This is a genomic window from Neolewinella aurantiaca (genome assembly GCF_008014675.1).
GTDB lineage: Bacteria > Bacteroidota > Bacteroidia > Chitinophagales > Saprospiraceae > Neolewinella > Neolewinella aurantiaca.
This window is the reverse complement of record NZ_VOXD01000042.1, coordinates 1-24,474: the sequence shown is the minus strand read 5'-3', so window position 1 is coordinate 24,474 and position 24,474 is coordinate 1. Positions and strand designations below refer to the sequence as shown.

At 52.7% G+C, this 24,474-nt stretch carries 20 protein-coding genes and 1 pseudogene; 8 read left to right on the top strand and 13 right to left on the bottom strand.

Translation table 11 applies throughout. The features are described 5' to 3' along the window. Nucleotides 1-99 precede the first annotated feature (99 nt). Complete coding sequence (locus tag FUA23_RS19915; RefSeq protein WP_147932534.1) at nt 100-591, top strand: hypothetical protein; 492 nt, start codon at nt 100-102, stop codon at nt 589-591. An 87-nt stretch (nt 592-678) separates the two neighbouring features. Here the strand turns inward: FUA23_RS19915 and FUA23_RS19910 are convergent, their stop codons facing one another. Beyond that, a complete protein-coding gene (locus FUA23_RS19910) occupies nt 679-1,476 on the bottom strand; it encodes an alpha/beta hydrolase (RefSeq protein ID WP_147932533.1) in 798 nt (265 codons plus the stop codon). Between the two features lie 245 nt (nt 1,477-1,721). On the opposite strand from FUA23_RS19910, the gene FUA23_RS19905 reads away from it, so the two are divergent. After that, the gene (locus tag FUA23_RS19905) at nt 1,722-2,168 is read left to right on the top strand and encodes a hypothetical protein (protein WP_246144395.1); all 447 of its coding nucleotides are present in this window, start codon (nt 1,722-1,724) and stop codon (nt 2,166-2,168) included. Nucleotides 2,169-2,293: 125 nt separating this feature from the next. Here FUA23_RS19905 and gcvP read toward each other — a convergent pair whose 3' ends face one another. The 5 genes from gcvP to FUA23_RS19880 form a co-directional block, all read right to left on the bottom strand. After that, nucleotides 2,294-5,188: an aminomethyl-transferring glycine dehydrogenase gene (gene gcvP / locus FUA23_RS19900; RefSeq protein ID WP_147932531.1), complete on the bottom strand. Its 2,895-nt coding sequence runs from the start codon at nt 5,186-5,188 to the stop codon at nt 2,294-2,296. 253 nt (nt 5,189-5,441) lie between these two features. Beyond that, nucleotides 5,442-6,353, bottom strand: a complete 912-nt coding sequence (gene hemF / locus FUA23_RS19895; protein ID WP_147932530.1) for an oxygen-dependent coproporphyrinogen oxidase — start codon at nt 6,351-6,353, stop codon at nt 5,442-5,444. A 286-nt stretch (nt 6,354-6,639) separates the two neighbouring features. Beyond that, nucleotides 6,640-7,626 carry a zinc-dependent alcohol dehydrogenase family protein gene (locus FUA23_RS19890; protein ID WP_147932529.1) on the bottom strand — a complete coding sequence of 329 codons (987 nt, stop codon included), beginning with the start codon at nt 7,624-7,626 and terminating at the stop codon, nt 6,640-6,642. Between the two features lie 303 nt (nt 7,627-7,929). Continuing rightward, nucleotides 7,930-8,286, bottom strand: coding sequence for an arsenate reductase family protein (locus FUA23_RS19885; protein WP_147932528.1), 357 nt, complete (start codon nt 8,284-8,286; stop codon nt 7,930-7,932). Nucleotides 8,287-8,393: 107 nt separating this feature from the next. Further along, nucleotides 8,394-8,774, bottom strand: a complete 381-nt coding sequence (locus FUA23_RS19880; protein ID WP_147932527.1) for an START-like domain-containing protein — start codon at nt 8,772-8,774, stop codon at nt 8,394-8,396. 195 nt (nt 8,775-8,969) lie between these two features. Between FUA23_RS19880 and FUA23_RS19875 the strand changes: the two genes are divergently transcribed. Continuing rightward, nucleotides 8,970-9,839, top strand: coding sequence for a sigma-70 family RNA polymerase sigma factor (locus FUA23_RS19875; RefSeq protein WP_147932526.1), 870 nt, complete (start codon nt 8,970-8,972; stop codon nt 9,837-9,839). Nucleotides 9,840-9,929: 90 nt separating this feature from the next. On the opposite strand, the gene FUA23_RS19870 is transcribed toward FUA23_RS19875, so the two are convergent. Further along, complete coding sequence (locus FUA23_RS19870) at nt 9,930-10,505, bottom strand: hypothetical protein (RefSeq protein ID WP_147932525.1); 576 nt, start codon at nt 10,503-10,505, stop codon at nt 9,930-9,932. A gap of 208 nt (nt 10,506-10,713) precedes the next feature. On the opposite strand from FUA23_RS19870, the gene FUA23_RS19865 reads away from it, so the two are divergent. After that, entirely contained in the window at nt 10,714-11,247 is a 534-nt protein-coding gene (locus FUA23_RS19865; protein ID WP_147932524.1) for an RNA methyltransferase, read from the top strand. A gap of 170 nt (nt 11,248-11,417) precedes the next feature. Next, a complete protein-coding gene (locus FUA23_RS19860; RefSeq protein WP_147932523.1) occupies nt 11,418-11,801 on the top strand; it encodes a four helix bundle protein in 384 nt (127 codons plus the stop codon). Between the two features lie 27 nt (nt 11,802-11,828). Here the strand turns inward: FUA23_RS19860 and FUA23_RS19855 are convergent, their stop codons facing one another. The 3 genes from FUA23_RS19855 to FUA23_RS19845 form a co-directional block, all read right to left on the bottom strand. After that, nucleotides 11,829-12,542 (bottom strand): protein phosphatase 2C domain-containing protein, encoded by a 714-nt coding sequence (locus FUA23_RS19855; protein WP_262713716.1) that lies wholly within the window; start codon nt 12,540-12,542, stop codon nt 11,829-11,831. Between the two features lie 115 nt (nt 12,543-12,657). Next, entirely contained in the window at nt 12,658-13,176 is a 519-nt protein-coding gene (locus FUA23_RS19850) for a PepSY domain-containing protein (RefSeq protein WP_147932521.1), read from the bottom strand. A gap of 72 nt (nt 13,177-13,248) precedes the next feature. Beyond that, a complete protein-coding gene (locus FUA23_RS19845; protein WP_147932520.1) occupies nt 13,249-14,046 on the bottom strand; it encodes a hypothetical protein in 798 nt (265 codons plus the stop codon). Between the two features lie 196 nt (nt 14,047-14,242). Here FUA23_RS19845 and FUA23_RS19840 point away from each other — a divergent pair, with 196 nt between their 5' ends. Continuing rightward, nucleotides 14,243-14,674, top strand: a complete 432-nt coding sequence (locus tag FUA23_RS19840; protein WP_147932519.1) for a VOC family protein — start codon at nt 14,243-14,245, stop codon at nt 14,672-14,674. Between the two features lie 2,315 nt (nt 14,675-16,989). On the opposite strand, the gene FUA23_RS19835 is transcribed toward FUA23_RS19840, so the two are convergent. Next, a complete protein-coding gene (locus FUA23_RS19835) occupies nt 16,990-18,879 on the bottom strand; it encodes an amidophosphoribosyltransferase (protein WP_147932556.1) in 1,890 nt (629 codons plus the stop codon). Nucleotides 18,880-19,194: 315 nt separating this feature from the next. Here FUA23_RS19835 and FUA23_RS19830 point away from each other — a divergent pair, with 315 nt between their 5' ends. Beyond that, complete coding sequence (locus FUA23_RS19830; RefSeq protein WP_147932518.1) at nt 19,195-22,674, top strand: reprolysin-like metallopeptidase; 3,480 nt, start codon at nt 19,195-19,197, stop codon at nt 22,672-22,674. 14 nt (nt 22,675-22,688) lie between these two features. Here FUA23_RS19830 and FUA23_RS19825 read toward each other — a convergent pair whose 3' ends face one another. Continuing rightward, nucleotides 22,689-23,186, bottom strand: a complete 498-nt coding sequence (locus tag FUA23_RS19825; protein WP_147932517.1) for a DUF4112 domain-containing protein — start codon at nt 23,184-23,186, stop codon at nt 22,689-22,691. A gap of 278 nt (nt 23,187-23,464) precedes the next feature. On the opposite strand from FUA23_RS19825, the gene FUA23_RS19820 reads away from it, so the two are divergent. After that, nucleotides 23,465-24,184 carry an NUDIX hydrolase gene (locus FUA23_RS19820; RefSeq protein ID WP_147932516.1) on the top strand — a complete coding sequence of 240 codons (720 nt, stop codon included), beginning with the start codon at nt 23,465-23,467 and terminating at the stop codon, nt 24,182-24,184. A 58-nt stretch (nt 24,185-24,242) separates the two neighbouring features. Here the strand turns inward: FUA23_RS19820 and FUA23_RS22610 are convergent. After that, nucleotides 24,243-24,474 (bottom strand): annotated as a pseudogene (locus FUA23_RS22610) (IS110 family transposase); the annotation flags it as partial.

Below are 24,474 nucleotides of genomic sequence, written 5' to 3'. Positions count from 1 at the left end.
CTGTTTTACGTTGTTGGCCAAAGCCGACAACGCAAGCAGCCTGCAATAAACCAAATAGCTGCTCTGGTGGTTGCTATTGTGTCCCGAAAGTCCTGTCCTATGCCTCGTATCCTTCTCTATTTGCTGCCCGTTTTGTTCCTTGCTGCCTGCGTGAACCCGCCCGAATTCCCCAACGAGCCGGTACTGACTTTCGAGGGACTCAACAAGAACCAGATCTATCAGTTTACGAATGGTCCGCTGGACAGCATCCAGATTCATTTTTCCTTCACGGATGGAGACGGAGACCTCAGCCTGCCGAATACCGACAGTATCGATATTTTCCTGACCGACAGCAGAATCGGCCTGCAAACACCGCTGAGTCTCCCGCTCATCCCGGAGGAAGGAACGGGGAATGGCATTAGTGGGGACATATTCATAAACCTTATCAACGAAACGGGTGTATGCTGCATCTTCAACAACCGCCTTTGCGCCGAAGATGAAACTTACCCTATCGACACCTTTTCTTACTCCATCCAGATTCGCGACCGGGCGGGTAATTTCAGCAACGTCATCCAAACAGACCCGATTGAGATTCTCTGTTTAGGCCAATAGCTACAGGATCGGGGCGCGGCCGCAGGATGCAAAATCCGGATTAGAGAGAGATTGGTTACAGCGTTCAGCTCTGCTCGTTAAGCAGCCTTACTCTGCACCTGCGCCTGCGCCCAGGAAATCACGAACGGTTTGCGCTCCTTGCCCTCCGAACATCCACCGGCCGGCATCCAGATGGGTACCACCGGGGAGAATGTGAAGGTCCGCAGAATGGCCCGCCGCCAACAACTTTTCGTAGAAATTTTCTGAGTGATTACTGTCTACCATACCATCATGGGTGCCGTGTAGCAACTGCCAATCTAAGTCGGGCAGGTCAGGAATGATTGTTTGGCAGGGATCCAGATGGGCGTATCTCCTGAAAATTGCCCGCGGAGAGAGAAGCTCCAATGATAAAGGTCCGGCGCAAAGCAATGCCTTTTGCGGGCCGCCGGGCCAGCCGGCCTCCTTCCACCACTCCGGGTGGAGGCTCAACAGAGCGGTGAGATGAGCGCCCGCGCTGATTCCCCCTGCGTGGAGGTGGGTCACCTGTCCGGCGGGCTCTATCGCTCCGATGGCGGCCCGGCAGTCGTTCACCACCCCGTCCAATCCCACCTGCGGTGGGCGGCGGTAACTGGGCAGCACGACCGTGAAGCCGAGCTCCAACCACGGATTCGCCGCCGGAACAAAGCTCTCTGGCTGGCCGAACGTCCAGGCTCCACCGTGAAAATAGAAGGCGTAGCGGCCGGGGATGGCGTTCCTGCCCTTCACAACCAGAACGTACTGCCGGCGGTGTTCTCCGTACCGGACCTTTTCCACGACGGCTTCCATTTCGGCCCTGGCCTTACGGCAGGCTTTCCAGTAAGCGGGAAGACCAAGGCTATTGTAAAGAAGGGTATTGCGAAGAGGCACTGTAGGCGCGTTTACGTTGAGGAAGAATGAAAAGTAAGACTACTTACCGCTTAAAAGATAAAAGCTCAGAGGCAAAAGCGGTTGTATCGAAACGGAGAAATGTTGGTTCGTTTCCCGCTTTTAATCCGGGCTTCATTGGCAGATAATCAGTAAATTGCCCTTACAATCCGTCGCTCATCGATACTTCAATTACCCACATTCGCCCCCGCTTCAAGTTCCACGTTCGCTGCAGCCCGACGGAGGTGATGGAACGGATTCGTCTGCTGCTGGCGAAGGCACCGCCGCACGTTACCGGCCGGGTAATTGGCGATCATATCATTCTTGATATAACCGGCGACGAGGTGCATTTCTGGTCTCCGCAGCTGAATTTCAGGGTAGAAGAAAACGAGGAGGCTGATGGCCCTACCGTAATTGCGGGTCTGATTGGCCCCCGGCCCTCCGTCTGGACACTATTCATGTTCATTTACTTCAGTGTCGGCATCGGTGGTTTTTTCATTACCTCTTATGGGATATCGCGCTACATGATGGGTGAGTCGAGCCTGGCGGTATGGGGCTTACCCATTGCGGCGCTTTTTATGCTTACGGCTTATCAGGCCGGTAAATTCGGGGAAAAGCTTGGCGCTGAGCAGGTAGACATGCTGAAACACTTCGTCCGGCAAGCAGTGGGAACGGACATGGTTCCGGTAGGATAGCACTGACATTCAACCGCCCTGGCACCTGCGGCCTCGCCTGCTACAGCCGGTCCCACACAAACAAAAGCAGCCAGGCAGCAATCTGGCTACCTGGCTGTCAGTTTTTTTTCACAATCTGGAATTTTCTATTCTGCGTAGGCCTCGATGGGCGGGCAGGTGCAGACAAAATTCCGGTCACCGTAGCCGTCGTCTACGCGGCCCACGGATGGCCAGAACTTCAGCCCTTCACGCAGGTATGGCAGTGGGAACGCAGCTTGCTCGCGCGAGTATGCGTGTGTCCATTCATTGGCGGTAATTTCGGCAATGGTGTGCGGTGCATTGGTCAGGACATTGTCTTCGGCATCAGCATCACCCCGGGCGATCGCGTCGGCTTCGGCCCGGATAGCGATCAGGGCATCGCAGAAACGATCGAGTTCATCCTTTCCTTCGGATTCGGTAGGCTCGATCATCACCGTGCCGGCTACCGGCCAGCTGAGGGTCGGAGCGTGGAAGCCATAATCGATCAGGCGCTTGGCCAGGTCTCCGGCCGACATTACAGACTTGAACGGACGCAAGTCGATGATCAGCTCGTGTGCTGCCCGGCCATTTTCTCCGGTAAACAGTACGTCGTAATCATTCTCGATACGAGCCTTGATGTAGTTTGCATTCAGGATGGCGTACTCACTTGCTGCTTTGAGTCCTTTGGCGCCCAGCATCTTGATATAGGCGTAAGAAATCAGCAGGATGGAAGCCGACCCCCACGGAGCGGCAGATACGGCCTTAGTTGCCTTACTGCCTCCCGTAGTCTGCAGCGGGTGTCCGGGCAGGAAAGGGGCGAGTTTTTCGTTACAACAGATCGGGCCCATTCCAGGCCCGCCGCCGCCGTGCGGAATGGCGAATGTTTTGTGCAGGTTGAGGTGGCAAACGTCGGCTCCGATACGGCCGGGGCTGGTAAGCCCGACCTGAGCGTTCATATTGGCGCCGTCCATGTAAACCATACCTCCGGCCTCGTGCACAACCTCGCAGATTTCAACTACTCCGGTTTCAAACACACCAAAAGTGCTGGGGTAGGTGATCATCAGGCAGGCGAGATTATCTTTATTTTCCGCTACCTTTTCTTTGAGGTCATCGATGTCGATATTACCAGCATCGTCGGATTTAACTACGACTACTTTCATACCCGCCATTACTGCACTTGCGGGGTTGGTTCCGTGTGCAGACTCAGGAATGATCGCTACATCACGGTGCTCTTCGTTGCGGTCGTGGTGGTAAGCTCTGATTACCATCAGGCCGGCGTACTCTCCGCTTGCTCCTGAGTTAGGTTGCAGGCTACAGGAAGTAAAACCGGTAATTTCGGCCAGGTCTTTTTCCAACTCGGCAAAGATCTGTTTGTAGCCCTGAGCTTGTTCAATAGGTGCAAAAGGATGAATATCTGCGAATTCGGGCCAGGATACAGGGATCAACTGCGTCGCAGCGTTCAGTTTCATCGTACAGCTGCCCAGAGGGATCATGCTGTGCACGAGACTGAGGTCCTTATTTTCGAGGCGCTTGAGGTAGCGCATCATTTTGGTCTCGGTCCGGTATTTGCGGAAATTGGGGTGAGTAAGAAAATCACTGGTTCGTTTCAGCCCTTCGGGAATACGATCTTCTACTCCCCCGACGCCACCGTTTTCGGTCAGTTCAGCTCCCTGGTAATCCAGCGAAGCACCAAAAATCCGGCATATGGCGGTCAGGTCGGTTGTAGCTACAGACTCATCGAAACTGAGACGGATACCTCCTTCGGTCGGGTAGAAGAAGTTGTAGCCTTCCATCTCTGCTTTCTGGCGGATTTCGCTTGCTTTTTCGGGGCTGGCTCCGATGTGGAGTGTATCGAAGAAAGACTCGCTTGCGAGCGTATACCCGGCGGAAGCCAGTGCGTTAGCAAGCAATACGGTAAAGTGATGGGTGCGCCGAGCGATGGCGCTCAAGCCTTCAGCACCGTGGTATGCGGCATAAAAGCCGGCCATGTTGGCCAGCAGTGCCTGGGCGGTACAGATGTTTGAGGTTGCCTTTTCCCGGCGGATGTGCTGCTCGCGGGTTTGCAGCGCCATACGCAGTGCGTAGTTTCCAAACCGGTCCTGGCTCACACCGATGATCCGGCCGGGAATCTGGCGTTTGTATTTGTCGGTGGTAGCAAAGTAAGCTGCGTGCGGTCCACCAAAGCCCATCGGCACGCCAAAGCGCTGCGAATTACCAACTACGGCATCGGCGCCCCATTCTCCGGGAGGAGTCAGCAGGGTCAGTGCCAGAAGGTCGGCAGCCACCACGGTAAATACATTCGCTGCGGTTGCCTGCTCTACCACCTCGCGGTAATCTTCAACAATACCATTTGCGCCAGGGTACTGCAGCAGCATTCCGAAGACGCGGTTTTCTGCGAACTCGAATTCGCTTACCGGTTTAACCTCTACGGTGATATTGAGAGGTTCTGCTCTGGTTTCGAGCACCGCAATGGTTTGCGGCAACACCTGATCCGAAACGAGGAACACGCTTACCGGATCCCCTTTCACCCGCTTATTGCGCTGTCCGTAAAACATGCTCATTGCTTCAGCAGCAGCAGTTCCTTCGTCGAGAAGGCTCGCGTTGGCAACGGGCAGACCAGTGAGGTCCGACACCATCGTCTGGTAGTTGAGGAGGGCCTCCAGTCGTCCCTGCGCAATTTCAGCCTGGTAGGGCGTGTACTGGGTATACCAGCCCGGATTACTGAAGACATTTCGCAGAATAACACTTGGTGTAACCGTATTGTAGTACCCCATTCCGATGAAGGAGCGATTCACTTTATTGCGCTTGGCAATCGACTTAAGGTGCTGGAGGTAGTAGTACTCACTGATGGCGGGTGCGACATCCAGGGGTTCTCGGTCACGGATGTTGGCAGGAACCGTCTGGTCCATCAATTCTTCCAGCGAGGCTGCGCCAATGGTCTTCAGCATAGCTTCAGTAGCGGTTGCATCTGGGCCCAGGTGGCGGTCCTGAAACTGATCAAAACGGGGGGTAAGAACTGGCATATGTGGTGGTTATTTGGCCGGGTAATCGTTGTCGGCGCAAAGGTAACCAGCTTAGGGGAGATTGGTTGATCGAAATACCGAAAGGTGAAAGACCTTTTCCGGGATTTCAAACCCTGCTCCAGCAGTAATTATCATGCGGCGGGGACGCAGGTGCAAGGTTGGGCTGGAGGGAGGGGATGGGGTGGCTTTTTGGGAAATACCGACTTGTCGACAAGTCGACAAATCGACATGTCGATATATCCGTGTTTAAAAACTAAACTAAGTCCTTCTCAAGCCAATTCCTCCCCTTAACCAAAGCGGCCAGGGTCTCAGCCTCCCGGCTTCCCGGCGCTGCCTTAAAATCGTACTCCCAGCCAGCCAACGGCGGCAGGCTCATAAGAATAGACTCGGTACGGCCATTAGTGGTCAGGCCGAATTTAGTACCCCGGTCCCAGACCAGGTTGAACTCGACATAACGCCCCCGACGAAGCTTTTGCCACGCAGCTTCCTGCTCCGTGAAGGGCTTGTCTTTATTAACTTTCAGCAGCTCAAGATAAGTGGGCACAAAGGTCTCCCCTACCGCTGCGGTAAAGTCGAAAAGTGCCTGCTTGTCCTTCCCTTCTGTGCCTGGCTCCAGGCGATCAAAGAATATTCCTCCAATACCGCGGGTTTCATTCCGGTGAGGAATGAAGAAGTAATCATCCGCCCAGTTCTTGAATTTCGGATAGTAGGCTTCATCAAAACGATCGCAGGTGTCTTTGAGCTGTTGATGAAAGTAAGCCGCCTGTTCAGGAACGATGTAATGGGGTGTAAGGTCTATCCCTCCTCCAAACCAGAAGCGGCCACCGTCCAACTCGAAATAGCGCACATTCATATGGATGATCGGGACGTGCGGATTCTTAGGATGCAACACTATGCTTACTCCCGTAGCATAAAAGCCTGTTTCTTCGGGATCGACATGGAGGCTTGCTGCCGCCTGCGGCGGCAAATCACCGTGCACCGCACTGAAGTTGACTCCGCCTTTTTCGATATAGTTGCCTCTTATCACGCGGGCGCGACCTCCTCCTCCACCCGGACGATCCCAACTGTCTTCCTGAAAGGAACTCCCGTCCGCTGCACTTAGGGCTGCGCAGATTTCGTCCTGCAAAGATTGAAAGTATGAGGTTATTTCCTGGCGGTTGGGCATATCGGGGGGGAAGTCGTGTGTATATGGTAATGACCCTCTTCGCCAAAACTAATCAATTCGGAAGGTCCTCAGAAAAACCATTAAGTGCGATAAGGGTTGTCCTGAATTTACAATTTCATGTCTCCGTTCCCTGCGGCGCCCGTATGAATTGAACCTTACTGCCATGTATTTCGATCGGTTGAAGAACAGACATCCCGGCTATTTTGCTCACTATACTCTGGCCGCGCAAAAAAAAAGGATGCCCCGACTTCGCTGCGGGGCATCCTCCGATTGGAATCACCTTTCACTAATTCTCAACCACTACTTTACCTATAGCCTGGCCACTCTCAAGAAAACGGTGTGCTTCGCCAGCCTCAGTAAGAGAGAATTTGTGCTCATCGACTACAGGTGTTACGTGACCTGCTTCGATGATTTTTGCCAGTTTACTGAGAATTTCTCCGTGCTTCTCTTTTTTGAAGTTGTTCAGCATCGGGATCAGCATAAAGACAACGTGCAACGACAGGCCCTTGAAGTGTACCGTCGACAAATCGATTTCCAGCAAAGAGACAGTGGTTGCTACTTGACCGTTCAGGGCGGCAGCATCAAACGAATTCGTCAGGTTTGGTCCTCCAACGGTATCGAACACTACATCGAACCCGGCTCCTCCGGTATGCTTAGCCACGTAATCTTCTACGGCTTCAGCTTTGTAGTTTATTGTTGTCGCTCCCAGTTTTTCTACCAGCTTCAGTCTTGTTTCATCGCCTTCCGTCGAGTAAACATCAGCACCGAAGTACTTCGCCAGTTGCACCGCCAGGTGGCCAACACCACCGGAACCACCGTGTATCAGCACTTTCTGTCCTTCACCCACGCCCGCGCGGGTAAGACCTTCGTAGGCCGTTATACCTACCAGCGGCAAAGCCGCTGCCTCCCGCATAGAAAGGTTTTTGGGTTTAAGCGCGATCAGGTTGCTGTCGGCAACGATGTAGTCCGCCAGCGTTCCGGGCAGATTGGCCAGGCCTCCAGCGCAGCCATACACTTCATCTCCAACGGAGTAACCGTCTACGCCTTCGCCAACTTCTTCGACCACACCGGCAAAGTCCATTCCCAGGCTTGCCGGAAGATCCGGAGACAACGGTAGGTCTTTCCCCATGTTACGGATCATAAGGTCGATTGTATTGATGCTCGACGCCGCAATTTTCACGAGAACATGCCCCTCCTTCGTTTTTGGCTTGTCTACTTCCGTAGCTTCAAACTTTGCGGTTTCTCCGTAGGTATTAATCAGCATTGCTTTCATCGTAATTTCTGTTTTAGTTATTAATGATTTAATTACACGACAAAAGTAAAGCCGCCGCAAAGGGCGCCCTAGCATAGAAAAAGGATATTATGGTACATTTGAAGGTTTCAACCTTCAACAAAAGCCAATTCACCTCCGAATTCAGCTAAACTCAGGGATAAAACCACTTTCTTACAGCAAAACAGTACATTTAAACCCTTAAAAGCACAAGAAAAACCCCATCGACCTTTTCGGAGCAATGGGGTTTACGATTCGTGTTTCTACTCACCAATCACTTCCCTGACAAACTTGACTGCCTTAAGGCTACTTGATACCTAAAGCTAACTTTGTAGCATCTATGGCCTTGGCCCGGTTCCCGATAAAAATCTGATCACCTATGATCGTAACGGGACGCTTCAAAAAGGTATACTCTTCAAGAATCAGGCGACGATAGTCGTCCTCAGTCAGTTCCTTTTTATTAAGTCCCTGGCTTCGATACTTACGGGCGTTCCTGCTGAACAGCTTTTCGTAGCTGCCCGCCAAACGAGCCATCTCATCGAGTTGTTCCCCGGTGATTGGGTCGGTTTTAATATTGACAACCTCAAGATCGGGCTGTTCGCCAAGCTCTCCGATTATGCGTTTGCAAGTGGAGCAGGTGGATAGTTGGTACATTTTCTGCATAAGCGCGAAGGTAGCACCTTAGTTTAGTAGTTGTGAATACAGCGGCCAAGTAGTAACTCACGAAGAGCACCACAAGGTTAGAGAATACCAAAGCTAACAGATCTTTTCTATCCGCCCATAACGCCTTTCATGCGCGTAAGCTGGGTCAGCCAAAGCGCACGCTGGTCTTCTACTTCGTCGTCGTCGGCGAAATCAGTAACGTTCACAATCGTTTCGCCGGTTACCGGGCTCTTCTTGATGTCGAACTCCAGGTATTCGTCGTCGTCGTCGGCGTCTTCCCAGGCGAAGCGTACCATTTCGCCTTCTTTGTCTTCTATGAGCTCTGCGACTTCGGCCGATCCTTCCCACACGAAGGTGTAGGTTTGGTCGTTTATGTCAACTTCGTCACAAAACCAGCGCGTAAGACACGCCGGATCGGTAAGGAATTGGTACACGATGTTGGGGGAAGCCCGACAGATAAACTCAGAGGTAAACTTAACACGTTCCATTTCAGTGATTTGGGAGGGATGATGGCGGGCAATTAAGGTAAATAAAACGAGACTACCAAAATTCTTTTTCAACCCAACCTAATGGGCCTCTGTGGTGTTTGGGTAAAGGTAGGCGCGAAAAGTAGCGATAAGCTATTGATTCCTAGGGAAATTACCCGTAATTTTGCGCCCAATTTCAAAAACTATCCTTTCTGTATGAGACAGCTTAAAATAACCAAGTCGATAACCAATCGTGAGAGTCAGTCGCTCGAAAAGTACCTGCAAGAAATCGGTAAGGTCGACCTGCTGACCCCCGAAGAAGAAGTTGATTTGGCCAAGCGGATCAAGCAAGGAGACCAATTGGCCCTTGAAAAGCTGACCAAAGCTAACCTCCGCTTTGTTGTCTCCGTAGCTAAGCAGTACCAAAACCAGGGCCTCTCTCTTTCCGACCTGATCAACGAAGGCAACCTTGGACTGATCAAAGCAGCCCAACGTTTCGACGAGACCCGTGGATTCAAATTCATCTCCTACGCCGTTTGGTGGATTCGCCAATCTATCCTTCAGGCACTTGCCGAGCAGAGCCGGATCGTCCGCCTGCCGCTCAATAAGGTAGGTAGCCTCAACAAAATCAATAAGGCCTTCTCTATGCTGGAGCAGACCTACGAACGTGAACCCAGCAGCGAAGAACTCGCCGCTCAGCTCGAAATCGCTCCCGAAGAAGTAGAAACCACCCTCGGAGTTGCCGCACGTCACGTATCCATGGATGCTCCCTTCGTGGAAGGAGAAGACAACAGCCTTCTCGACGTACTCGCTAACACCGCTACCCCCGGAACAGACTCCGCACTGGAGTACAAAGAATCCCTCCGCCGCGAAATCGATCGCAGCCTCGGAACCCTTACCGAACGGCAGTGCGACGTAATCAAGCTTTACTACGGCATCGGCGTAGAGCACCCCATGAGCCTCGAAGACATCGGCGAAAAGTTCGGCCTTACCCGCGAGCGGGTTCGCCAGATCAAGGATAAAGCCATCAATAAGCTCCGCGGTGCTAACCGCTCCAAGCTTCTGAAAAACTACCTGGGTAACTAAGGAGTCTCAAAATCAGAAAACAGTACTGAAAAGACAGCCACCGCTTCGGATCCGAAGCGGTGGCTGTCTTTTTGAGCGCCGGTCTGTGACTTAAATGCCTGAATCCAGAATGTTGATCAGCAGACGAAAATTCTGCCTGATGTAATCGTTGGAATTAGCACCTGAACCCAGTAGTTCGTAGCCTCCGTTGGACAGACCAGGAAAGTTCCCCGGGCAAAGACTACTTCCATCCACAACGAAAACAGGATATTCCGCTTCAGCCACGGCGCACTCGCCTTCGGCAAGATCAAAGAAAATACGGTTGCCGGGGATAATGCCGTCAAGGGCAATTGCACCATCTGCGGCCGAGCATAAGTAGCCAAAACCACCCTGCAGATTAAGCCATTTCATTCCGCTCTGGTTGTCTTCTCCAAACAAAGTAACCTCCACCACGTCATTGCTGGTAATTCCAATAGAGGAGTTCGGGTCGCTAACTAAAGTGATCGCACTGATCGGACCGGATGGAGTTGTGGTACGGGTAACGATTTGCCAGTAAAGGTCTGGTGCGCTACGGTCGGAGTAGTCGATTTCGATGGTGCCGGGGTCGTCGCAAGGGTCGCAGGCGCAACTTAGCAGGACGAGGAGGAAGCCAAAAGTGGCCAGTATGAAAGTGGATCGGTTGGTCATGGTGAGTTAATTTCAGGTCCCGGATCAATTTCCGAGACTCATCCTTCTATCACTGCACGGTAGCACTTGTTACACCCTGAAGCTCAATTCATTGCAATACGGTTGTTACGTTGCTTTTCAAAAAGCGTTTCTTTGCACCTGCGTTTGCGCCCCATAATCATGTTCGCCTCAAGCGGATGAATAAAAACGACGTCCTACCCTGCTCAGCATGCACAAGAAAAAATCTATGGCGGAACTCAACCGCCTCTCTCCTGCCGAATTTGCCGCCGCGAAGAAGAATCCGGTCTCGCTCCTGCTCGACGACATACGTTCCGCCAACAATGTAGGCAGCCTTTTCCGGACGGCAGATTGCTTCGCTCTCGAGCACATTTACCTCTGCGGAATCACCGCAACCCCGCCCCATCGTGACATTTTGAAGACCGCACTCGGCGCTACTGAATCCATGAGTTGGAGCCATCACGATGACGCGCTGGCGCTCGTGAAGGAGCTGAAGGGCGACGGCGCGCAGGTGCAATGCCTGGAACAAACGGAGCAAAGTACGTTGCTGAAAAACTTCGCTCCTCCGGCCGGTCAGCCTCTGGTCCTTGTAGTTGGAAACGAAGTAAACGGCGTCAACCAGGCCGTCATCGATGCTGCCGACGGGACGATCGAAATCGAACAGTTTGGCACCAAACACAGCCTTAACGTCGCCGTTGCGGCGGGAATGATGGTATACTGGATCGTTGGAAGGTTGGTTCGTTAGTTCGTTGGAATTCTGGAGCGTTGGAGGGGAAACATCGAATTTGCAATTGATTGAAAGTAAGCAAGTTAAACACCCCATCCATTTTCAAACGCTTATATACGTATAAATGAAGACTAGTTGGCTGGGCCATTCTCAACTTTGCTGCTCACCAATAATAGTACCATGGCACGATCTCGTTTCAAGGACTGCAGGCATACGACCATTCATTTAAGCTGGTCAGCTCCATTTTTCGCATGATCAATCAATTCCCCAAAGAAGAGGATTACAGCCTTACCGATCAAATTCGTCGTTCCTCGCGGTCAGTTACTGCAAATCTTGCAGAGAGTTTTGGGCGTAGAGCATATCCCACGCACTTTCAATCTCAACTTGCTGATTGCGCAAGTGAGAACATTGAAACTCAAGCCTGGCTCGATTTCTCCTTAGACTGCGGGCACATTTCGCCAGAAGTTCATGCAGTACATATCGAAGCATCAGAGCGTGTAGGGCGCCTGTTGAGCCATATGCAGTCTAATCCGGACAGATTTTTGGCCGTTGGGTTACTTGGGAAAAAGTGACCGCCACCCCAACAAACCAAAGTATCTCTACACCGAAAGACGCACCACCGTCAAATCATCTGTGGCCTCCAGACCGAAGGTGTTCTTAATGTAAATCACCTTCCTGCGGTAAGCAGTGTCTTCTGCTCCTTCCTCCCGGTCGACGAGCAAGAACGTAAGCAACTCATCATCGGTAACCGGCCGGTAAGAATCGTGGCTGAAGGCCCGGAAGGAAAGTACTCCATCGGTCGCCAGTGCGAGGTCCTGAAAGTCCTGCGCCGAGACCCGCTGGGTAAGCACATTCCAGTAGTCCTCGAAGTCTTCGTGCAGGTGATAACCGAGATAATCGGGCTTGTTGTCGTGGTTGAACTCTACTATTTCCTCGTCGCAGGCAATTACACCATCACCGATTGCCAGAATTTCGGCGTTGCGCTCCTGGGTGTCTACAATAGCGAGCACCAGCGTACTCAACAGCTCGTCGTAGTCGAGGTCGAGATCGGCGTTGAGGCGCACCAGGTCACTGAAAAGAGTGCGGAGTGTATCCTTAAGCAGATCACGGGTGGTGTGCTGCGTTCTTTCGGCAAAGCTGCGCAGGTTGGTTTGCTTCGCGATTCGGCGGAGCACCTTTGCGATCAGCGAAGACGCAAAATGCGAGTCTTTACCCATCGAGCAACCATCCATTACCGCCACCAGAAGGTGGCGATCGGAAATCTCAGCGGTGACGTAGGCGTCTTCGTTGTGATCGGTATGGTGGGCGCCGATCTGGGAGTGGGTCAGTACTGTGATGGCTTACGGGGCTTATTGGGTAGATAATAATAGGAACCACAGGCAAAGAAGCCAAAAAAATTGGCTTTACTGAACTCAGGAGGTTCGTTCGTTATACGAACAACATTATCAACGTCAAAATGATTCCCCCGGCGGTAAAAATTAATCCTTTCCGCAGAATTTTTCCGTCCGGGAGATACATCCAGAAAGCGGAGATCACGAAGAACAGTAAGCTCAAACCAAAAAAGATGTTGAGGTAGTACATCGGGTCGTTGGTTGTTGCCTTGTGCAGGTGGACGATCTTATCGACCACGTACCCGTACTGCTTCTTGTAGGTCACCACTTCTCCCGTTGCAAGATTGTAAGTATTCGCTTCGCCGAAGCTGATGACGTCGCCTTCGGTCTTTTTAACTTCGAAGTCCTTGATCTTCAAAGCCTCCCCTACTGCTTCAGGCGCAAGATTGGCCGCGATTACACGCTCCGTTTTGACGTTCTGCTTCAAAAAATTGGTTCTACGGAAAACCAGGATGATTCCACTAACCGCATAAATCGCCATAATCCCGGCCAGGAAAAAGCCGAGGTAACGGTGAATAATGCGCATCTTAAAGGAGAGGGGGCGTTTGTTGTCCATAATGTTTGTTGATTACCAGTTGGCGCAAAGCTAATACTATTTGGACAAAATCCAGACAAGGTTTTCAGCAGCTTACTGGAAAAAATAATAGCCCGGCTCCGGTGCTGGTTGTACTTTCTTCATCCGTTTCTTCTTTTTCGTTCCGCCCCCTATTTGCCAGCCGATGGTTACTCCACCGAGCATGGCTCCGCCTTCCTGCCAGAAGCCTATCGGTTCGGCGGGACCGCCAGCCTCTTTAGTGAAGGTCTTCCCTGCCGACATTGCGAAGTTCACCTCGATGTAGGAGAACTTACCGTTCTCGTTTTCTCCCTGGTAGCCGAACCCGATCCCGGGGAATAGTGTGAGCTTACGGGCCGTAACGCTGCCTACGTTGATTGCAGTCCCTTCATCCCTGCCGCACTCGTGTAAGTCGCCATCTACTGTATCTCCGATGTTATAGTTGAAACGGAGCTTAGGCTTAAGGTAGACGCCATCCCGGTCACCTTCAAGGTGGAAGATTGGCGCTACGTGAACAGTCGCGCTCGTCAGGGCAACCGTAGCGTCGAGGTAAGAGGACGGAGCATTATCTCCGCCAAACTCTGGGGGAAGGTTACAACCAAAAAGTAAATCCTCTTTCCGTTGCCGGAGCCCCAGAAATTGAACTCCTAACCCTGCCTCCAGAGAAAGTTGTGGCGAGAGATTTCTGCGCATGGCAAAGCTTATGGCTCCTCCTTTTTCAACCCTGTTTTTGAGATCGTTATCGGCCCTAACCATTGTCGGCCGGGTAAGAAAGAAGTCTAATTCGAAGTGAAAAGAGGTGGGTTTGGGTTCGGTCTGTGCATAGCTGCTGGTTCCGGTGAGCAACAGAGCAAGTAGAAAAAAATAAGGCATATTCAGGGTTTTAGTAGTTTTGAATCGACAACGAAAACAGCTGGCATTCGCGGCCACGGCATTACGCTTTTAAGGCTTTCTTAAGAACCTTGGTTTGCACCTGCGCTCCGTCGCACAAACCCCGGAAGCCGGATAAATCTCAAAACCTGTATTTTGCCACTGCAAACAAATCCAGTTCATAACTAAACGATTACTTATGCCTATTCAACCATTTCACCTTGCAGCCCCGGTGGACGACCTCGAAGCCGCCCGTCATTTTTACGGCACGGTCCTCGGCTGCGCCGAGGGCCGCACCGATACCGAATGGATCGACTTCGACTTTTTCGGCCACCAACTCGTTGCTCACCTCGCCCCTAAAAAGCAGGAAGACGATCACCGCAACGAAGTTGACGGAAAGCATGTGCCCGTACCGCACTACGGTGTCGTGCTGGAATGGCAACAGTTTGAAGATTTTGCCCAACGACTGCGTGATCACGGCGTGAAGTTCGAGATCGAGCCTTACGTCCGCTTTGAAGGTCTGCCCGGCGAGCAGAACACGATGTTCTTCTATGATCCTGCCGGCAATGCGCTGGAGTTTAAAGCGTTCCGGGATATCTCACGCTTGTTCGCCAAGCAGTTGAATAGCTAATTCAGTTCAGCTCCGCAGTCTTTCAGAAGCCTGGAAAGTTCCAGGCAAATTCTCTCTCTCAATATTACGCGACCGGAGGCGAAGGCGGCCGGGCCAAAGCTTATCCTTGATACTCCAACTTCCGTATTCGAAAGCAACGCACAGAGTTCAGTCCTTCCGGCTTCGGCCTTGGCACCGGCAGTGGAATCCGGTTTTTGAAGCCGTTTAAAAATGGAAACTGTCTGAGCGTCCCCGAAGCCCCAGGATCAGCACCAAAGACTTCGAGCAACTCACAAGCCAGGAAACAACCTAACCAACGCCGACGCGAGTTTTTCCATTTTAGGCTTCAAAAATTGGATTCCACGATTAGCCGGTGGCACAGCCTTGATTTTTTGGTTCGTTTTTTATCAAAAAAAAATGAACGGGCAAAACGGGAGGGAACGCAGTCCTCAGGCCTCGGTAGAGGAGTTCTACTCCGATTGAGCCCGCGCTACATCCCGTCGCACCTTGCCTGCCGGCAGCCCTCATTGCCGAACTTCAACTTTTCAGGAGAGTCGGACCGGATCAGGATTCTAAATATTCGCTCAGCAATCAAAGTATAGAGTGCAGAGCGCAGAGTTTAGTCCCCCCGCCTTCGGCCTTGGCACCGGCAGTGGAATCCGATTTTTGAAGCCGTTTAAAAATGGAAACTGTCTGAGCGTCCCCGAAGCCCCAGGATCAGCACCAAAGACTTCGACGGACCAACAAGCCAGGAAACACCCCAACCAACGCCGACGCGAGTTTTTCCATTTTAGGCTTCAAGAATCGGATTCCACGATCAGCCGGTGGCGCAGCCTTGATTTTTTGGTTCGTTTTTTTTTATCAAGAAAAAAATGAACGGGTAAAACGGGAGGGAACGCAGTCCTCGGGCACCGGAGGAGGAGTCTTACTCCGATTGAGCCCGCGCTACATCCCGTCTCACCTTGCCTGCCGGCGGCCTTCTTTGTCAGGGCAAAGAAGCAAACCCCTCAGGCTGTGTCCCCGGCTGATCACTAATACGGTCACTGCTGGCCTAAAAAGCAAAAACTCGCCTCAAACTGATCCTTCGAAGTCTGGAACTGTCGGGAGTCGAAGCCCTTCGGAAACGCAGCAACTCTGTGTTGGCTCATACAACTTGCTTTTCTTAACGGCCACCAGCAACCGCATTAGTGGCCGGGGCCAAGGCCGAAGTAGCTGCGCAATGAAAATAGTCAGAGGCACCGGTAGATAAGTTCTACTCCGACTGAACTCAACAGGAAAATTATGCGACCGTAAGTCGCTAATCCCTGCTGTTCACCGGAGGTGAAGGCGGCCGAACTGAAAGCTTATCCTTGATGCTCCAACTTCCGTAATTGAAAGCAACGCACAGAGCTCCGACACTCTTGCTTCGGCCTTGGCACCGGCAGTGGAATCCGGTTTTTGAAGCCGTTTAAAAATGGAAACTGTCTGAGCATTCCCAAAGCCCCAGGATCAGCACCAGAGATTTCGACGGACCATTAAATCCCGATGCGACCCGACCAATGCCGAAGCGAGTTTTTCCATTTTAGGCTTCAGAAATTGGATTCCACGATCGGCCGGTGGCGCAGCCTTGATTTTTTGGTTCGTTTTTTATCAAGAAAAAATGAACGGGCAAAACGGGAAGAAGCGCAGTCCTCGGGCACCGGTGGAGGAGTTTCATTCCGATTGAGCCCGCGCTACATCCCGTCTCACCTTGCCTGCCGGCGGCCTTCATTGCCGAACTTCAACTTTTCAGGAGAGTCGGACCGGATCGGGATTCTAAATATTCGCTCAGCAATCAAAGTGTAGAGTGCAGAACGCAGAGTTCAGTCCCTCCGCCTTCGGCCTTGGCACCGGCAGTGGAATCCGGTTTTTGAAGCCGTTTAAAAATGGAAACTGTCTGAGCGTTCCCGAAGCCCAAAAATCAACATCACAGATTTCGACGGACCAACAAGCCAGGAAACACCCCGACCAACGCCGACGCGAGTTTTTCCATTTTAGGCTTTAAGAATTGGATTCCACGATCAGCCGGTGGCACAGCCTTGATTTTTTGGTTCGTTTTTTATCAAGAAAAAATGAACGGGCAAAACGGGAAGAAGCGCAGTCCTCGGGCACCGAAAGAGGATTTTCACGCCGATTAAACCTCTACGTGGCAAATCCGCGACCAGAGGTCCATCATCCCCACTACTCACCGGAGGTGAAGGCCGCCAAAACAGCATTACCAGTCAATTAGAATCTCAATGATCCGTTCGGTCTTCCAAAACGCGCAGCGTTTTCACTAACCCCCTCCCCGATGGGAAAAACCGGGAAGGGGGTTTAGTCTAGTACGCCCGCTTGTCGACCCCTTCCATGTAGTAAACGAAGGCCTGGTTGACCACCCGGAAACCACCCGGAGTCGGGTAATTGCCAGAGAAATACCAATCCCCGTTGTTGTCCGGGCAACTCAGCCGAAGGTCTTCGATGGTCTGATAGATCACATCCACCTGTGGCTTTGTCCCGTTGGGTGTAATGATCTCTGCAATCATGTCCGATACATCCTCGTACTCAAACTGATCGTACAGTTCTTTGACTACATTGCGCTGCTTCGCCACCGGCTTCTTAAGCTCTTCGAGAGCTTTTTTGTAGACAACCTTCATCAGTTTCTGCTTCCCTTTCTTTTTCAGCAGCGCCTCCATCGCTTTGAAGGCAACAAACTCGCCCATCCGCGACATATCGATGCCGTAGCAATCAGGGTAACGAATCTGAGGAGCGGAAGAGACAATGATGATCCGCTTGGGCAGCAAACGGCTGACAATCTTAATGATCGAGTCGCGCATCGTAGTGCCCCGGACGATCGAATCGTCGAGCAAAACGAGCGTATCCACGTGATTGCGGACAATACCGTAGGTGACATCATACACGTGACTAACCATATCGTCACGGCTCGTTGTATCAGCGATGAAGGTGCGTGTTTTACCGTCCTTTACGACGATCTTTTCGTTGCGGACTTTAGTATTCAGGATTTTCCCTATCCCGTTTTTACCGGCTTTCTGCTTCTTCTTGATGGCTTTCCGCTTCCATTCAGTCAGCTCCTGCTCCAGGCCTTCCACCATACCCATGTAGGCGGTTTCGGCGGTGTTGGGGATGTAGCTAAAAACGGTATTGTCGAAGTCGTAATCTATCGCCTTGGTAACGGCTTTAGCCAGGCGGCGACCCAGTTCTTTGCGCTCCAGGTAGATGTCGCGGTCAGTACCGCGACTGAAGTAAATGCGCTCGAAGGAACAAGCTGCCCGGGGCAACTGCTTGATGAACGGCTCCATCATTACGTCGCCGTTCTTCTTAATAATGAGAGCGTGCCCGGGCTCCACTTCGCGGATAGACTCGAAGGGAACGTTGAAGGTCGTTTGCAGTGCAGGGCGCTCGGAAGCAACCGCTACAAACTCTTCGTTTTCCAGGTAAAAGGCCGGACGGATGCCGGCGGGGTCGCGCATCACAAATGCGTCTCCGTGGCCGATCATCCCGCCCATCACGTAGCCCCCGTCGAACTTTTTGGAGGCTCGCTTCAGCAGGCGCTGTACGTCCAACTCTTCGGCAATGATGTCGTTGATCTGGATGTTCGAATAGCCGTCGGGCTTGTGCCACTGGTGGATGCGCTGCACCTCGTCGTCCAGGAAGTGTCCGATCTTTTCGAGCACGGTAACGGTATCGGATTTTTCCTTCGGGAACTGTCCCAGTTCCACCAATTCTTCGAACAACTCCCCTACGTTGGTAAGGTTGAAGTTACCCGCTACGATCAGGCAGCGTGTTTTCCAGTTACTCTGGCGGAGGAAAGGGTGGCAGGTTTCGATGTCGTTGCTGCCGTGGGTACCGTAGCGGAGATGCCCCATCATTAATTCCCCCGTGTAAGGGAGGTTACTTTTCAGGTATTCGCCGTCGGCGAGTTGCTCGGGCGTAAGTTCATCGAAGCGGCGGTAGACGCCGCGCCAGAGGTCGTCGAGGTAATCCGTTTTGTTCGAGCGCTTCCGGCTGATGAATTTCTTCCCGGGTGGGTGATCGAGCTTAATGGTGGCCATTCCGGCACCATCCTGGCCGCGGTTACGCATCTTACGCATCAGTAGTTGCAGGCTTTTGAGGCCGTGCAGGCTGGTGCCATACTTTTCGTGGTAATAACTCAGCGGTTTACGGAGGCGAATCATCGCCAGGCCGCATTCGTGGTGTATTGCATCGCTCATGTAGGGGAGGTCCTGTTTAGGAAAGCGCAAAGGTACGGAAGTAACTCAAACAGTAACCTAGTCCGGCGGTCAAATAGTTCGAAAATTTAGATGTTCGTTTTTTCGGCTGCGACCTCATATGGCGCAGACGCAGGTGCAATGGAGACTTGATAACCAAGGCATTCCCGGTTACTAAGCTAACCGATCGAAAGACCAGCACCTCGCCTTACGAAATGCCGCCCCGGAGACACTCCTCCAAACATAGATTTGACAGTGGCCCGATTTTGCGATATTTGTCCTTGCTATCTGGAACTTTTCACTGTTACTACTTCAATCATGCGGTTATTTTTAACTCTGCTTTTTACAGCGGCCCTTGCATCCTGCGTCCTCGCCCAAACATGGGAACCTCTCAAAACCGATAACTTCTCCGGTCAACGGCGGATTCACCCCAAGACCTCACTTACCGTGAGCACCGACGGCGAAGCACTCCGCAACCTCCTCTTCAACGCGCCTCATGAAAGAAATGTACCCGCCGATAACAGTAACGCCACCCTCATTTTACCACTGCCCGATGGCGGGTCAGCCCGCTACCGTATCGTAGCCTACGATATCGCCGAAGCTCCGGCCCTGGCCAAATACCCTAACATCCGTACCTGGTACGGCCTGAATGTCGACAATCCAGCTCAATCGATCTTCCTGGACTGGACGGAGCGCGGCTTCCACGCCTCCGTGCGCGGCGGTGGCACCGAAGCCTTTTTCGTAGACCCTTTGCACCGTCGAAGCACCGATCAGTACCAGGTTTACCGCAAATCTGATTTCGACCCCGATCAGGTAGCCCCTTTTACCTGCCATACCGAGCACGGTAACCTGGTGGAAGAAGACCTCCCCGAAACAACCAATAAAGCCCTCGGCGACTGCGAACTGATGCAGTACCGGACCACCATGACGGCCACCGGAGAATACAGCAACTACCACGGAGCAACTTCCTCCGCACAATCGGGACTCGTCCAATCCGCCATCGTTACCACCGTCAATCGCGTCAATCAGGTCTTCACGCGCGACATTTCTCTACGCCTCCTCCTCGTCGGCAACAATGACCTGCTGTACAATTACGACCCCGATACGGACCCATTCCCCGTGAACGACGTCAGCAGCCTGATCAACCAAAATACGAGCTACACGACCGGTATCATTGGCAATAACAACTATGACTACGGACACATCGTAACCCAGGCCAACGGCGGCGGTATTGCCAGTCTCCGCGCTTCCTGCATCGACAGCCGCAAAGCGGCTGGTGCCACCAGCCGCCCCAACCCCGAAGGCGATCCGTTCGACATCGACTACGTAGCCCACGAAATGGGACACAACTTTGGCGGCAACCACACCCAGAACAACAGCTGCAACTACAGCAGCAGTGCGGGCATGGAACCCGGCAGTGCCAGCTCGATCATGGGTTACGCCGGTATCTGTACTCCGAACGTTCAGAACCAGAGCGACGACTATTTTCACGGTCGCAGCATCGAGGAGATGACCACTCATTTTGAGTTGGGCAGCGGCGGATGTGGCACCATCATCAATACCAGCCTCAACAACCCGGTAGTAACCGCGCAGTCTGACGAGACCATTCCTGCCGGGACGCCTTTCGTGCTAAAGTCAGCAGCTACCGGAAACGGAACACTGAGCTACAACTGGGAGCAATACGATGCCGAACAAGGCGATGTGATGCCGCCGGTGGGCACCAACGTTGAAGGCCCGTTGTTCCGCAGTTTCGACCCGGTAGCCTCCACCGAGCGCTTCTTCCCCAACCTTCCCGACGTAATCGACGGCGTAGACCCTACCTGGGAAGCCACACCAACCGTTAGCCGCAACATGAGCTTCCGGGCAACGGTCATCAATTATAACGCAAGCTACGGTTGCGCCAGCGAGGACGACATCAACATCACGGTGGACGCCTCAGACCGCCCCTTCGTGGTTACCGACCCGAACAACGGTAACCAGTGGAGTGCGGGCCAAACCGCTCAGGTACAATGGGACGTCGCCGAAACCAACGGCGCACCTTACAACTCGCAGATCGTTGACGTACTGCTCTCCACCGATGGTGGAGCCACCTTTCAAACCCTCCTCACTGATGCGAGCAACAACGGATTGGCCCAGGTCACGGTGCCGGCTCAAACCAGCAGCAACGCCCGCATCATGGTGCGGAGTAAAGACAATGTTTTTTACAACGTTAGTCAGCAGGATTTCTCGATCGTCTCCAGTGCCGGGGCTCCCGCGATTGGCCTTACCAGCCTCAGCCCGCTCAATTACACGGAGTGTTTTACCGACAGTGAGGAATTAACCTTCGACTTCGTCACCAGCTCCGCTGGTGGTGCGACTGCACCAATCACCTGGTCGGTAACCAACCTGCCGGCGGGCGTCAGCCAAAGCTACTCACTCAACCCCATTCGCCCCGGCGGTTCGTTTTCGCTTACGCTCGACGGACTCTCCTCTCTTCCTAACGGAACATCGCAGCTGACTCTGGTCGGCAACAGCACCGACGGGCAGCTGTCTGAGTCCATCACTATCGAAAAAACATCGGGCGGCAGCGTAGCAGGCCCAACGACCATAGCTCCGACTGGTGCTGACGTAGACCTCCGCCCCGTGCTTCAGTCAGCCGTTGTTGGCAGTTCCACGTACGATATCCAGTTGGCGAATACGCCTGACTTCAGTACCCTGCTCTACAGCGTCACCAATGCCACTACTCCCGAGCTGAGCATACCTGATTACCTGTCAGGTAATACTGTTTACTACTGGCGCGTGCGGACCAGGGTCGATTGTGGAATTTCCCAGTGGTCCGAGGCGAGCTTTGTTACCGCAGACTGCCGGGTCTTCGGCAGTACCGCCGCCCCTGCAGTAATCGACGATGGCCCCGCTGTCCAGATCGCAACAATGGATCTGACCGTGCCGGTTGCCGGCACCATCACCGATGTCGATCTCTACCAACTCGACGTTGAGCACACCTACATTGAAGACCTGAACGTAGACCTTATCCACCCCGACGGTACCGAGGTACGCGTATGGGCAAGAGAGTGTGACGGACAAAATAATATGTTCATCAGCTTCGACGACGAAAGCACCGAAACCACCTACCCCTGCCCACCGGTGGCTGGCGGTTTTTTCCCACCCTCTGCTGATCCACTGACCGACTTTGACAATAAAGACGCGGCCGGAACCTGGACGCTCAGCGTTACCGACAATGCGAACCGGGATGGCGGTTTCCTAAACGGATTTTCTGTGAAAATCTGCCTCGAAAATGCAGCACTACCCGTCAGCTTCCTTGAGTTCAACGCCGAGGGCAAAAAAAATTACGTCGCACTTGACTGGGTGACCGAATCGGAATCAGGCAACTACGGCTTTTTCGTAGAGCGCAGCCAACAGGGCGCGAACGCAGGTGCATGGGACGTTTTGGGCTTCGTTGCGGCCGGAACCGATTACCGCTACGACGACCGTACCGCACTGCCTCATACCGATTACCTCTACCGGCTTCGCCAGCAGGATCTCGACGGACGGGTAACCTACAGCGAGGTGCGTACCGCCCGTTTCGGAGAATCATCAGATGTGGTAAACCTGTTTCCTAACCCCACTTCCGGGAACATACAGTACCGGCTCGTGGGGGCAGATGCAGATTTACCCTATGAGCTGATCGACATCAACGGCCGAATCCTGGAAAAAGGCCTGCTCGCTACCGGAGGCGGTACTATCAGCCTTGACACCAGAGTTGCCGGCGTGTACCTGGTGAGGGTGGCGGGTGGCACCTTCCGGGTCGTTAAACTGTAGTTGCGGGCAACCTGCTACAGCAAGCTCCAGAGCCATCCGAGAACCTCTACGGTGGCCCATATGGCCAGCACAAAAATGGCAATGATCGCAACAATCACGCCCAGCACAACTGGCCAGGCGCTGCCCTGGTGTTCGCCCTCTCCGTAAAATTCGCGCATCAGCACGGCATTGCGGTAATTGGCTTTATAGACCAGGTCGAAAATATTCCCCAAAACGGGGATGGTACCAACGAGTGCATCGAGCGCAACGTTAAAGAGCATGCGGGCTACCAGCATACCGCTGGCACCGTTTTTAGCCATCGTTGCGACCAGCACGCCAGACATACCGAGAGAGATCAAATCTCCGGCACCAGGTACAAGACCCAAAAGGAAGTCGACACCGAAACGCATATCCGTACCGGGAATTCGAAAACGGGTATCGAGGAGGCGACTGAATCCGTCGATCCATTTCAGTTCCGGAACAGCTAGCTGGCGTTCCGTCAGGATAGGATCATTGGTTTTGGGAGAGTTCATTGGATAGCTGATTAAAAGTAGGATAAATCTGTAGCGTACGGAAGAGAAGCAATGTTCTGAAACAGGAATACGTCTTATACTTTATCTGTAAACGCCCGAAGTGCTCAACAAGATATACACGGCAGAATCTACAACATAATTTAAGACCGGTCTTCGGGCAGTATCATTTTTGCGCTCCGGGCTTTGCGTGCCGGATAATACCTCCGTTACCAGAAAGCGGACTAATATTGGGCTGGCAGCACTATCTTTGCCCTCCAACTCACACACCCCCCAATACTTTGGTTCAGGCAAAGAAAAGCTTTGACAGCTTCTTCAAATCGGCGTTCACCGTCGACAATGTAATATTCGGATTCGACGATGGCAAGCTTAAGGTCTTGCTCATCAGGCGTAACGAGGACCCTTACGCCGATTTCTGGGCGTTGCCCGGCTACTTTGTCCAACAACACGAAGATCTCGATGATGCCGCCCAACGTGTTCTCCGGGAGACGACCGGACTGGAAAACGTGTACCTCGAGCAGTTACGCTCCTTTGGTGCACCGGGCCGCCATGAGTTCGGCCGGGTAATAACCGTTGCTTATTACAGCCTGGTGAAAGTGGCCGATTTCGAGCTCCACGCCGCCAGCATCGCCGAAGAAGTAGCGTGGCACAACGTTGAAGACATCAGTGTGCTTGCCTTCGATCACGAAGACATTGTCCAGGTAGCCCTGAATCGCCTGAAACGGAGAATCCGGACCCGCCCGGTTGGTTTTGAGTTGCTCCCCCCCGCATTTACCCTCACCGACCTCCAACACCTTTACGAGGCAGTATGGGAAGTCGACCTGGAGAAGCGCAATTTCCGCAAGAAATTCCTTTCCATGAATTTGCTGCGCGATTTGGGCCGGTCGCAGACCGGCGTCGCGCACCGGCCGGCTAAGCTTTACAGTTTCGACGAAAAACGCTACCGCGAACTCGAAGAAGAAGGTTTTAACTTCGAGATGAAAGAAGGAAAGCGGAAGTAAAGCAAATCACTAAAGACCATACCTGTTCCTCAAGAAACGCACCCTGCACCTGCGATTGCTATGAGATAACCAAAGAAGCTTGCAACTTTCTTTCATACATAACTTTGTTTTCGTGGCAAGCGTAGATCGCTCTACATAGTTTGTTCCGGATAGCATTTAGTACCTGTAAGTGTGTCTTGTTCTCTGCTCGTTTACGATCATAGTATTCTCTGAGGTATTTAGTCTTGATAGCCGCAAAAGCAGCGATGTGAAAAGCTGTTTTCAGCGCAACATTAACTTGCTTAGGCGTT